The 12,076-nt window shown below is 72.0% G+C and carries 11 protein-coding genes; 4 read left to right on the forward strand and 7 right to left on the reverse strand.

Annotation, left to right across the window (positions count from 1 at the left end; genetic code table 11):
- Nucleotides 1-108 precede the first annotated feature (108 nt).
- From ACYVLT_RS08985 to ACYVLT_RS09005, 5 genes are all read right to left on the reverse strand, one after another.
- On the reverse strand, nt 109-633 hold the full coding sequence (locus ACYVLT_RS08985) for a hypothetical protein (RefSeq protein WP_461119667.1): 525 nt from the start codon (nt 631-633) through the stop codon (nt 109-111).
- A 116-nt stretch (nt 634-749) separates the two neighbouring features.
- On the reverse strand, nt 750-1,229 hold the full coding sequence (locus tag ACYVLT_RS08990) for a hypothetical protein (RefSeq protein WP_461119668.1): 480 nt from the start codon (nt 1,227-1,229) through the stop codon (nt 750-752).
- 225 nt (nt 1,230-1,454) lie between these two features.
- The gene (locus tag ACYVLT_RS08995) at nt 1,455-2,576 is read right to left on the reverse strand and encodes a hypothetical protein (protein WP_461119669.1); all 1,122 of its coding nucleotides are present in this window, start codon (nt 2,574-2,576) and stop codon (nt 1,455-1,457) included.
- Nucleotides 2,577-2,590: 14 nt separating this feature from the next.
- The gene (locus tag ACYVLT_RS09000; RefSeq protein WP_461119670.1) at nt 2,591-3,847 is read right to left on the reverse strand and encodes a glucarate dehydratase family protein; all 1,257 of its coding nucleotides are present in this window, start codon (nt 3,845-3,847) and stop codon (nt 2,591-2,593) included.
- Nucleotides 3,844-4,746 carry a 5-dehydro-4-deoxyglucarate dehydratase gene (locus ACYVLT_RS09005; protein WP_461119671.1) on the reverse strand — a complete coding sequence of 301 codons (903 nt, stop codon included), beginning with the start codon at nt 4,744-4,746 and terminating at the stop codon, nt 3,844-3,846. Before ACYVLT_RS09005 ends, ACYVLT_RS09000 begins: the two co-directional genes overlap by 4 nt.
- An 877-nt stretch (nt 4,747-5,623) precedes the next feature.
- Here ACYVLT_RS09005 and ACYVLT_RS09010 point away from each other — a divergent pair.
- The 4 genes from ACYVLT_RS09010 to ACYVLT_RS09025 all read left to right on the forward strand — a co-directional run bounded on the left by ACYVLT_RS09010 (nt 5,624) and on the right by ACYVLT_RS09025 (nt 9,812).
- A complete protein-coding gene (locus ACYVLT_RS09010) occupies nt 5,624-6,406 on the forward strand; it encodes an IclR family transcriptional regulator (RefSeq protein WP_360460078.1) in 783 nt (260 codons plus the stop codon).
- Nucleotides 6,407-6,435: 29 nt separating this feature from the next.
- A complete protein-coding gene (locus tag ACYVLT_RS09015) occupies nt 6,436-7,257 on the forward strand; it encodes an NAD-dependent epimerase/dehydratase family protein (RefSeq protein ID WP_461119672.1) in 822 nt (273 codons plus the stop codon).
- Entirely contained in the window at nt 7,254-8,750 is a 1,497-nt protein-coding gene (locus ACYVLT_RS09020) for an aldehyde dehydrogenase (NADP(+)) (RefSeq protein ID WP_461119673.1), read from the forward strand. The genes ACYVLT_RS09015 and ACYVLT_RS09020 overlap by 4 nt, the downstream gene beginning before the upstream one ends.
- Before the next feature lie 324 nt (nt 8,751-9,074).
- Nucleotides 9,075-9,812 carry a GntR family transcriptional regulator gene (locus ACYVLT_RS09025; protein WP_461119674.1) on the forward strand — a complete coding sequence of 246 codons (738 nt, stop codon included), beginning with the start codon at nt 9,075-9,077 and terminating at the stop codon, nt 9,810-9,812.
- A 114-nt stretch (nt 9,813-9,926) separates the two neighbouring features.
- On the opposite strand, the gene ACYVLT_RS09030 is transcribed toward ACYVLT_RS09025, so the two are convergent.
- Both ACYVLT_RS09030 and ACYVLT_RS09035 read right to left on the reverse strand, forming a co-directional pair.
- A complete protein-coding gene (locus ACYVLT_RS09030) occupies nt 9,927-10,862 on the reverse strand; it encodes a sigma-70 family RNA polymerase sigma factor (RefSeq protein WP_461119675.1) in 936 nt (311 codons plus the stop codon).
- A gap of 10 nt (nt 10,863-10,872) precedes the next feature.
- A complete protein-coding gene (locus ACYVLT_RS09035; RefSeq protein WP_461119676.1) occupies nt 10,873-12,063 on the reverse strand; it encodes an NAD(P)/FAD-dependent oxidoreductase in 1,191 nt (396 codons plus the stop codon).
- Nucleotides 12,064-12,076 lie beyond the last annotated feature (13 nt).

Here is a 12,076-nt window from a genome sequence, read left to right on the forward strand (position 1 = left end):
CACCGAAGTGTGGCGATCCGGGCTCGTGCCCGGAACCCACTACGCGAATGTTTTTCAGGTGTTCACCCGGTCAGTCCACCCGGCCGGCCCACCGTCACCGTCTTCGGGTCACGCCGTGTCCTCGCGGACCTCCAGGACGATCCGGCGGGTGCCGAGGGGCGCGTCGAGGGTGACGTTGACCGGCACCGAGCGCAGCTCCTGCGTGCAGACGACGCCGCTGGGCGGCGGGTAGTAGGTCGTGACGAGGGTGATCGACACCTGGTCGCCGGACTGCGCGGTGACCTCGGCGCTCGCCGTCTTGCACCCTCCCGCCATGCCGACGACCTGCACCGTTCGGCCGTCCGCGGACGTCCACGCCTGCGGCGTGTAGGTGTCGGGGAGCGTGCCGCTGTCGATCTGGGCCGGCGGGACCTCCGTCGACCCGCCCGCCAGCGGCGCGGCGCTGGTCTGCGGCGGTGGGGCGGTCGGTTGCGCGCCGCCGGGGGATGACAACGTTGTCGGGGCGGCGGATGAGGCTGTTGTCGTCGTCGTAGGGGCGCTCGACGACTGGTCGTGCAGGCCGTTGCTGGCGGTGTTGGTGCATCCTGCGAGCGCGAACAGGGCGACGACGGCGGCGACCTTGACGTTCCTCATAGCTGGAGGACGGTACTCGGGCCGGTGAGGTTGCAGGGGCGATGCCCGGCCGACCGGGGGCAGGCCGACCGGGCACCAGGGAGGGTCTGCTTCCGGTGCCGCTACTTCTGTTCCTGCTACTTCTGGTCCTGCCGGGTGGACAGGACGACCTTGCGGTCGCCGAGCGGCGCGTCGAGCTTCGCGGTCAGCGGCGGGTAGCGGATGTCCATCGTGCAGACCGGCTGGTCGAGCGGCGTGGTCTCGACCAGCACCACCTTCACGACCTGGGCGTTCTGCTCCGCGACCTCGACGCTCGCCTTGCCGCAGCCGGCTTCCTGGGCGATGACGCCGAGCACGGTGCCGTCACCCTCGGTCCAGGTGGTGGTCGGGTTGCCGTCGGGGACGGCGCTCGCGTCGATCCGGTCCTTCGGCACCTCCGTGCCGCCGGCCGGCACGGGGCTGTCGAACTCCGGTTCTTCGCCGGGTGAGGTGGTCGGCGAGGCCGACGTGGTCAGCGTCGGCCCACCGTCGCCCGGACCGACGGGCGTGGACGTCGCGCAGGCGGCGAGCACGACCAGCAGCACACCCGCGCCGATAACGGTTCCAAGGCTTCTCATGTGAACAGGACGGACCAACCCACCCCGCCGGTTGCCCACCCTTCTTCACAGTTACCCGTTCAGCTGACCCACCACCACCGCGAGAGTCCAACGCTCACGCGCCGAGAGTCCTACGTTCACGACCCCTGAATTCAACGTTCGGCCCACGGGCGAGCCGTCCTGAGCGTTGAACTCGGGGTGTCTGAACGTAGGACTCTCGCGACGTGGAGGTAGGACTCTCGCGGTTTAGGAGGGGAGGGATTGGTTGAGGGTGGTGATGGCGTGGCGGAGGGCGGTGAGGCGGGAGGTGGAGGCCAGGCCCGCGTGGTAGAGGTGGAACTCGCGGACGCCGGCGTCGGCGTAGGCCAGCCACTCCGCCAGCAACGCCTCGCCGTCCGCCGGCTTCGGAGGCAGGGCCAGCACGTACGCGGCCGTGCGCACGTCGGTCTCGGCGCGCAAGGCGCGGATCGCGGGCACGGAGGCGTCCACACCCGGCCAGCACGTCAGGGTCAGCACGTCGACGTCGGCGTCGACTCCCCCGGCCACCGTGGCGAACGGGCCGGTCCCCCACGGGTCGGCCGTCGCGTGCATGGCGATGCGCGTGGACGGCGAAGTCGACCGGATCAGCCCGACGAGTTCACGCCGCAACGAACGGGTGAGACCGGTGCGGACCTCGCGCACGTGGGCGGCCTGGTCGCCCAGGGCCTCCTCCACGCTCGTGGCAGCGTTGTCGACGCCCGCACGCACCAGCGCGCGCAGGCCGTCAACGTCGTCATAACGCCGAACGCACCCCGCGCAGAAGCACAACGACAGCAGCTTCTGCTGCACGGCCGACCAGTCCGCGCCGTCGGTCTTCTCGTGGTGCCCGCCGTGGACGAACCCGAGCGGCCCGCACGCCTCCAGCACGATCCCGTCCGGCCGGCCCAGCTCCAGCACCTCGGACACCAACGTCCGGGTGTACTCGACCACGTCGTCGTTCGACGGGCACAGCGCGTACGGGTACACGTCGCCGAAAGCGTTGCGCACCGCCACGTCCGGGTGAGCGTCGCCCAGCCGACTGCTGTGCGTCAGCACGGTCCACGCGTACACCGGCAACCCGGCGGCGCGCAACGACCCAGCGGCCGTGCCGTAGGAGTCATCGTCCACCCAGGACGGTGCGGCGGGCACCAACCGCTTGCCCCGCCACGCCTCCTCCCGCACCGGCAGGTAGAACGCCGCGTGCCGCGCGTCCACCATCCGACGCGTCGGGTGCAACGGTGTCGCGGCCCGCACCGTGTGGTACGACGCGGCCAAGGCCACCGCGTCGACACCCAACGACGCGACCCGGTCGACAGCGGACGGGTCGCCTACGACGTCCCATGGGTACAAGTGCGCGACGGTGGTCACCACCGGGGGCGCTTCCTCTCGTAAGACGGATCGTGCTTCTGCATGTAACCGGTGTCGTCGCGCTGCACGAGCCCGCACGTCCGGTAGTTCTCCGCGAGCCGTGCCAGCGCGTCGCGGTCGAGCTCCACACCCAGGCCCGGGGTGGTCGGCACCGGCACCGCGCCGTCCACGAACGTGAACGGGGTGGTGATCACGTCGTCCGAGGAGTTCCACGGGTAGTGCGTGTCGCACGCGTAGTTCAGGTTCGGCGTGGACGCGGCGAGGTGCGTCATCGCGGCCAGGCTGATGCCCAGGTGCGAGTTGGAGTGCATGGACAGGCCGATGCCGAACGTCCGGCAGATCCCGGCCAGCTCCTTGGACCGCGACAGGCCGCCCCAGTAGTGGTGGTCGGACAGGATGACCTGCACCGCGCCCACCTCGACCGACCGGGCGATGTGCTCGAACGCGATCACGCACATGTTCGTCGCCAACGGCATCGGCGCACGTGCCGCGACCCGCGCCATCCCGTCGATGTCCGGCGCCGGGTCCTCCAGGTACTCGACCACGCCGTCGAGCTCCTCGGCGACCTTCAGCGACGTCTCCGGCGTCCACGCCGCGTTGGGGTCCAGCCGCAGCGGGTGGTCGGGGAACGCCTCGCGCAGCGCGCGGATCGCCTCGATCTCCTGCTCCGGCGGGTAGACGCCGCCCTTGAGCTTGATCGAGCCGAACCCGTGCCGCTCCACCAGCAGCCGCGCCTGCGCCACGACGCCCGCCGGGTCGAGCGCCTCGCCGAACTCGTCCGGTTCGGCGCCGGGGTGCCCGGCCCACTTGTAGAACAGGTACGCGCTGTAGGGCACCGCGGACCGCACCGCGCCGCCGAGCAGGTCGCTCACCGGGCGGCCGAGGGCCTTGCCGCGGATGTCCCAGGTCGCCACCTCGAACGGCGAGAACACCCGGTCCACCGTGGACTCGACGGTGAGCGGCCCGGTCAGCCCGTGCCGGTCGGACCCGGCCTCGCCGCCCAGCGCCGCCGCGATCCGGGCGTGCATCTCGTTCAACGAGTGCACGTCCAGACCCACCAGCGAGGGCGCGGCCGTGCGCATCCGGTTGAGGTGGCCGATGTCGCCGTAGCTCTCGCCGAGCCCGGAGATCCCCTCGTCGGTGTGCACCTCGACGATGGTGCGCAGCGCCCACGGCTCGTGCACGCCGACCGAGTTCAGCAGCGGCGGGTCGCGGAAGGCGACGGGGGTGATGACGATGTCGGTGATCTTCATGCGGCCAGGCTCCGTCCGGCCGCGACGATCTTCTCCAGCTCCGCCACGTGCTCGGGCGTCGGGTCGAGCAGCGGCGGGCGGACGCCGCCGACGTCGAGCCCGGTGGCCCGCACCGCGGCCTTGACCAGCGACACGGCGTAACCGGGCACCTTGTCGCGCAACTCGACCAGTGGCTTGTAGAACTCCATCAGGTAGCGGTTGACCAGGGCGTCGTCACCGCTGTGCACGGCGTGGTAGAAGCCGAGCGAGATCTCCGGCGCGAAGCAGAACACCGCCGAGGAGTAGAGCTCGACGCCGATGCCCCGGTACGCGGGCACGGTCAGCTCCGCGGTCGGCAGGCCGTTGAAGAACTGGAACGGCTTGTCGACCGCCGAGCGCACCGCGAGCACGATGCGGTGCAGCAGGTCGATGTCGCCGAGCCCGTCCTTGAACCCGACCACGGTCGGCAGCGACGCGACCTCCACCGCCGTCTCCGGCGTGAACACCGCGTTGTTGCGCTGGTAGACGATCAGCGGCAGGTCGGACGCGCCCGCCACCTCCGCCACGAACCGCACCAACCCCTTGGCCGGGTTGGTGACCAGGTACGGCGGCAGCAGCAGCAAGCCGTCCGCACCGGCACCCGCGGCCGCCCGGGCGATCCGCTGGGTCGTCGGCAGCGGGCCGCCCGCGCCCGCGAACACCGGCACCCGCCCGGCGGTCGCCTCGACCGCCACGGCCACCGCCCGTTCGACCTCCGACGGCTCCAACGCGTGGAACTCGCCGGTGCCGCAGGCGATGAACACGCCGCCCGCGCCCGCCGCCACCCCGCGCTCGACGTGCTCGGCCAGCACGTCCTCCGCGAGCACGCCGTCCGCGTCGAACGGCGTCACCGGGAAGAACAGCACCCCATCCAGTTGCATACCCAGACCTTCATCCCTTGATCGCTCCGGTGGTGAATCCCACGCAGGAAGGACTTGTGCGGCGAACCGTGCGATCCGCCGAGCGCGGGTCGGCACGGGGAGCGGCGGATCCGGGGGAAGATCCTCGAACTCCCCGCGCCTCGCGCGGTCGCCGCACCGTCCCGACCAGCGGGGCGTGGACGGCTGGGTGACCGCGGAGTTCCTTGCGCGCCAACGCACAGGCGGCGAACGCGTCGACGACAAGGTGAGTGGAGCAGCAGGGCACCATCGGCGCTGATGAGCGAGTCCCCACCGACGTGGCACTGGTTCCGGTACCGGCCCGCGGGGCGATCCCGCCGTTGGGATCGCCCCGCGGGGTGGGTAGCGACGGCACCGCCGCCACTGGCCGTCGCTCCCACGTCTAGGGCGGTGTCGACCGGTGTCACCGGGCCACCCTGGGCGACCGGGCGGTCCAAGTCCAGGACTTGCGCAACCCCGGCCGTGCGCTGGTTTTCACCGGTTCGGCGGATGCCGCCGTTCCGACGGGGTGAGGCTCGACGGGGAGGCGGTCGCCGGGAGATTCGGTGCCGTGTTTGCCGGACCGCGCCGCGCGGCGCGTTCGGGCCGGGGACGGCGTGCCTCGGCGCGGCCGGTGCGCGAATCCTCCGAACGGCCGGTACTCGCAGGTCGGGTGCGTGACGGTACCCGCAACGGTCGCTACAGCGACGGCCGTGGCGCACCGGCGGGAGAGTGTCATGGGCGGTGACTCCTGTTCACACCCGTACTTTTCATATATGTGAAGCGGGGTCGTACTTGTGAACGTGTTGGCCGGACTGTAAGAATCGGCGCAGCGACGTGTCAAGTGCGTGTTGCCGGAACGTTTCCCGTGGAGGACTTGGTGACTGGACCCGCGTCACCCGCTCGGCCGAACGCGGTCAAGTCGGCCGATCGGACTGTGGAACTGCTCGAAGTGCTGTCGGCGTCGGACCGCCCGCTGACCCTGACCGAACTGCACCGCGAGCTGAGCTACCCGAAGTCGAGCCTCTACATGCTGCTGCAGACGCTCGTCGCCCGGGGGTGGGTGGAGCTCGACCCCACCCGCGGCACGTACGGCATCGGCGTGCGCGCCCTGCTCGTCGGCACGTCGTACCTCGACCACGATCCGGTGGTGCAGGTCGCCATCCGGGTGATGGAGCAAGTGCGCCGGGAGATCAACGAGACGGTCCACCTGGCCCGCCTCGACGGCGCGGACGTGGTGTACCTGGCCAGCCGCGAGTCCGAGCACCACCTGCGCGTGGTGTCCCGCGTCGGCCGCCGGCTGCCCGCGCACTCCACGTCCCTGGGCAAGGCGCTGCTGGCCGCGCGCACGCCGGCGGAGGTGGACGCGATCCTGCCCACCCGGCTGACGCCGTTGACCCCGAACACGATCATCGAACGCCCGGCGCTGCACGCGCAGCTCGCGGGGTTCCGCGCGGTCGGGTACGCGCACGAGCGCGAGGAGAACACGCCCGGCCTGGGCTGCTTCGCCGTCGCCCTGCCCTACCGCAACCCGGTGCTCGACGCGATGAGCTGCTCGGTGCCGCTGGGCCGGCTCGACCCCGACCACGAGCGGCAGGTCGTGGAGGCACTGCTGCACGCGGCACGCACGATCACCGAGCTGCTGCGCCAGTTCGGCCGCTGATTCCCGTCCCGGATCCGAAAGGGCTCGACGTGACCGCACGAATCCTGATCACCGGCGCCGCCGGCATAGTCGGCACGCTCATGCGCACCCGACTGGCCGCGCCGGACCGGACCCTGCGCCTGCTCGACATCGCGCCGCTGCCGCCCGCCGCCGACGGTGAGCGGGTCGAGCTGGTCACGGCGTCGGTCACCGACCAGGCCGCGATGGACGAGGCGTGCGCGGACGTCGACGCGGTGATCCACCTCGGCGGGCACAGCCTGGAACGGCCGTGGGCGGAGATCCTGGACGTCAACATCAACGGCACGCACGTGGTGCTGGAGGCGGCGCGCCGGGCCGGGGTGTCGCGGGTCGTGCTGGCCAGCTCCAACCACGCGGTCGGGTACTACGAGCGCGCGTCCGGCGAGGCGGGCGACTACCTGTTCCCGCAGCCCGACACTTACTACGGCGTGAGCAAGGTGGCGTTGGAGGCGTTGGGCAGCCTGTACGCGTCGAGGTACGGCCTGGACGTCATCGCGGTGCGGATCGGCTCGTGCTTCGAGAAGCCGCGGGACGCGCGGATGCTGTCGACGTGGCTGTCGCCGGACGACGGCGCGCGACTGTTCGAGGCGTGCCTGTCGGCGCCGTCGCCGGGTTTCCGGGTGATCTGGGGAGTCTCGGACAACACGCGCCGGTGGTTCTCGTTGGCCGAGGCGGAGGCCTTGGGCTACAAGTCGGAGGACGACTCCGAGGTGTTCGCGGACGAGGTGCTGGCGGCGGGCTCGCCGGAACCCGGTTCACCGGCCGTGACGTACCTGGGTGGTATGTGGTGCACGCCCGAGTTCGACACCGCGGTGAAGGAGGCCGGCCGATGAGCGACGGCGTGCAGGGGTTCGACCCGCGTACCGGCGAGCCGGTCGGCGAGGCGGTGCCGGAGACGTCGGAGGTCGAGGTCGACGCGATCGCACGGGCGGGCGCGGCGGCGTTCCCGGCGTGGTCGTCACTGCCCGCCGTCGAGCGGGCCTCGGTGCTCGAAGCCGTGGCCGACGCGCTGGACACGTCGACCTCGGCGTTGGTGGAGATCGCGGACGCGGAGACCGCGCTCGGCGTGCCGCGGCTGACCACCGAGTTGAAGCGGACCACGAACCAGCTGCGGTTGTTCGGCGAGGTGCTGCGCGAGGGCAGCTACGTCGAGGCGACGTTGGACTCGGCGAACCCGGACATCATCCCGCCGCGGCCCGTGCTGCGGCGGATGCTGCGTCCACTCGGGACTGTCGGGGTGTTCGCGGCGTCGAACTTCCCGTTCGCGTTCTCGGTGGCGGGCGGCGACACGGCGTCCGCGCTGGCCTCGGGCTGCCCGGTGGTCGTGAAGGCGCACCCGTCGCACCCCGGCACGTCGCGGGAGACCGCGCGGGTGGTGCAGTCGGTCGTCCCGGCGGGTGTTTTCGGCATCGTGCACGGCCAGGAGGCCGGGGTGGCGCTGGTCAAGCACCCCGAGGTCAAGGCGGTCGGGTTCACCGGCTCGACCGGGGGCGGCCGGGCCCTGTTCGACCTGGCCTGCGCCCGACCCGACCCGATCCCGTTCTACGGCGAGTTGGGCAGCGTGAACCCGACCGTGGTGCTGCCCGGGGCGGCCGCCGCACGGCCCGAGGGGTTCGCGGCGGAGTTCGTCGGCTCGCTGACGCTCGGTGTCGGCCAGTTCTGCACCAACCCCGGTCTGCTGTTCGCGCCGGAAGCCCTGGTGCCGGCGCTGGCCGAGGCCGTGTCGGCGTCCGTGGGCGGTCCGATGCTCAACGAGCGCATGTGCGACTCGTACCGTTCGGGCACCGATGGCCTGGCCGCGTCCGGGCTGGTCGAGCTGGTCGCGTCGGGCACCGCGCCCGCCGAGGGCTGGAGCGTCGAACCGCGCCTGTTCCGGGTGCCGCTGGCGACGTTCGCGGAGAACCTGGAGAAGCTGACCGAGGAGCACTTCGGCCCGGCGGCGGTCGTGGTGACCTACCGCGACGCGGCGGAGCTGGAGACGGTCCTCCCCCGCCTGCCCGGGACGCTCACCGGCACCGTGCACGCCGCCGAGGGCGAGCACCCGGAGGCGGGACGGGTCGCTGAGGCGCTGCGGCCGGTGGTGGGGCGGCTGATCTTCAACGGCTGGCCGACCGGTGTCGCGGTGGCGTGGGGCATGCACCACGGCGGACCGTGGCCGGCCACGACGAACCCGCTGCACACGTCGGTCGGGGCGACTTCCATCCGGCGGTGGGTGGCACCGGTGACCTACCAGTCCTGGCCGGACGCCCTGTTGCCCGCCGAACTGCGCGAGGGCAACCCCCTGGGCATCCCCCGCCGGGTGGACGGCGTACTCGGCGTCCACTAGGGCTTGGGCGAGCGGGAGGTGGCGCCAGGCGTTCCAGGCGCCTGACGCCACCTCCCCCGCTTTCCGCTTTCGACCGGTGCCCGCCGACCCGTCCGGCCCGAAGGTGGCGCCGCCTCGGTGACGTTGGTCTGCTCATCGCGGCCGAGGTGTGGTCGAGCCGCGCTCACCAGGCGTAACCCCGAACGCCCACCCCGCCGCGTCTCGACAAGTCCGCACCGATGACAGTGAAACCCGTCGCTCGTTCCGGTGAAGCGAATCGTATTTTGTATACGAAAGTCTGTATGTTGAATCCGGCATTCCCGACACGTGCCCGAGGAGGCGACCGTGAGTCGGCCCAGTTCGCCGCTGACTGGCACGGGGAATACCCGCCGGGCGGGCCGTGACTCGCTGAGCAGCGCTGTCGGCCGGAAGGTCGAGCGGCCCGCGCCGTTGCGCCAAGCCGTTTACGAGGCGCTGCTCGACCTGATCGTGTCCCGTGCGCTCAAGCCCGGTCAGCACCTCGTCGAGATCGAGCTGGCCGAGCACCTGGGCGTGAGCCGTCAGCCGGTGCGCGAGGCGTTGCAGCGCCTGCAAACCGAGGGCTGGGTCGACCTGCGCCCGGCGCAGGGGGCGTTCGTGCACACGCCCACCGACGAAGAGGCCGACCAGCTCCTCGCCGTGCGCAACGTCCTGGAGACCTACTCCGCCCGGCTCGCCGCCGAGCACGCCACCGAAGAGGACGTCAAGCAGCTGCGGAAGTTGCAGAACGAGGGCGTCGCCGCGCTCAAGGCCAAGGACGTGGACCGGGTCGTCACCGCGAACGCCGCGCTGCACGAGTTCATCACCCAGCTGTCCGGCAACGCCGTGCTGGCCGAGATGATCGCCACGGTCGACCGCCGCGTCCGCTGGTACTACGCGCCGCTCGCGCTGGCCCGAGGCAAGGACGCCTGGACCGAGCACGCCGACATCATCGACGCCATCACCCTGGGCGAGCCGCAGGAGGCCGCCAGGCTGATGAACCAGCACACCGAGCGCACCCGCACCGCCTACCGCGAGCACCGGGACGCCACGCAGTCGAAGTAGGTCACGCGGCAGGTCATGCGGTTGACGCGATCGGGACCGCGGGCGCCACCCCTTCCCCGGTGGAGGGCGAGATCGGCGGTGACGCGGAGGCACGCGCTCAGGCCCTGACCGCGGTCACCACCGTTCGACGAGCGGCTCGTCGTGCTCGCCCCGGCGCCACTGCTCGGTGACGCGGCCGAGTCGCGCCGGTGATGCCATGCCGCGCACGGACGCGACCTTGCCGTCGCGGACCTCCAGGACCACCATGCCCACCACCCGGTCCTCGAACACGGCGAGCACCGCCGGCGAGCCGTTGACCATCCCGGCGTGGATCGAGGGCGAGCCGCCGATCAGCTTCCGCTTCGCCGGAGTCGGCTTGAACGCGGCTCGCGCGGCGGCGGCGAACTGCTCGGGATCGGTGTAGCGCAGCAGCTTCTCGGCCAACCCGGCGCCGTCGGTGATCGCGGTCGCGTCGTCGGTCAGCAACGCCACCAGCCGTTCGGTGTGGCCCGAGGAGGCGGCGTCGAGGAACGCCTTGACGATCCGTCGCGCGGTGCCGCGGTCGACCTCGCCGGTGGTGCGGCCGGCGGCGATGTGGCGCCGGGCGCGGTGGGCGTGCTGCTGGCTCGCGGACTCGGTGATGTCGAGGATCCCGGCGATCTCGGCGTGGCTGTAGGAGAACGCCTCCCGCAGGACGTAGACGGCGCGCTCGACCGGCGTGAGGCGTTCCATCAGCGTCAGCACCGCCAGCGTCACGGATTCGCGCTGCTCGGCGGTGTCCGCCGGTCCCAACATCGGGTCGCCGTCGAGCAGCGGTTCGGGCAGCCAGGTGCCGACCGCGCGTTCACGCCGCGCCTTGGCCGAGCGGAGCCGGTCGAGGGACAGGTTGGTGACCACCTTGGTCAGCCACGCCTCGGGCACCTCGATGTGGTCCCGATCGGCCGCCTGCCAGCGCAGGAACGCGTCCTGCACCGCGTCCTCGGCGTCGGCGGCCGAGCCGAGCAGGCGGTACGCCAACGAGGCCAACCGGTCCCGGCTGGCCTCGAAGCGCTCGGCGGTCGCGTGGTCCATGAGCGCCACGTTAGGCGGTGACCGCCTCGGCGGGACGGTCGGCCGCGGTCGCCGCGCGGAGCTTGCGGGTCGGCATGCCGTAGGTCGGGTGGCCCACGCCGAAGGCGGCGCCCCGGAGGATGGCCGCCTTGAACCGTGCGGCCGCACGTCCGCGCAGGGCCCAGGACTTCGACCGCGCGTCGCGGCCGACCGCCTGGAAGATCGCGTCCCGCCGACCGAGGCTGATGTGGTTGCCGACGTAGACCAGCGAGGTCTTCGCGATCTTGCGGCCGGTCAGGTCCCCGATGATCGAGGCCACCGCCTGCATGCCGGTGAAGCCCGCCGAGGCGCACGACATCGGCAGCGGCCGGCCGTTCTCGCCGATGACGTGGACGCTGTCGCCCGCGGCGTAGACGTCGGGGTGCGAGACCGACCGCATCATGCGGTCGACCCGGATCCGGCCGTCGGCCTCGACGTCGAGACCACTGGCGGCGGCGATCGGGTGGACCGCGAAACCCGCCGCCCAGACCGTCGCGTCGGCGGCGAAACCGGTGCCGTCCTCGGCGAAGGCGCCCGTCGCCTCGACGCGGTCGATCGTGGTGTGCTCGTGGACCGCGATGCCGAACCGGTCGAACGCCCGCAGCAGGTGGCGGCGGGCCTTCGCGCCCAGCCAACCGCCCAGCTCGCCGCTCGTGACGAGGCTGACCCGCAGCCCCGGCCGGGACTCGGCGATCTCGGTGGCGACCTCGATCGCGGTCAGGTTGCCGCCGACGACCAGCACCGTCCCGTGCCCGTCCAGCTCGTCCAGCCGACGGCGCAGGCGCAGCGCCGACGGCCGTCCGGCGACGTGGAAGGCGTGCTCGGCCACGCCCGGCACGCCTTGGTCGGCGACGGTGCTGCCCAGCGAGTACAGGAGGGTGTCGTAGTCGAGCCGGTCGGTGCCCTCGCCGTCCGTGACGGTGACGGTCCGGTGCTCGACGTCGACCGCAGTGACGTGCGCCTGGCGCAGGCGGATGCCGGTGCCCGCGAACATCTCCGCCAGCCCGCGGCGGCGCAGGTCCTGGCCGGCGGCGACCTGGTGCAGGCGCAACCGCTCGACGAAGTCGGGTTCGGCGTTGACGACGGTGATCTCGAAGTCGTCGGGGTGCAGGCGGCGGACGAGGTTTCCAGCGGCGTAGGCCCCGGCGTACCCGGCTCCGAGGACGATGACGCGGTGCGGCATGTTCGTGCTCCTG

This window comes from Saccharothrix stipae (assembly GCF_054781895.1).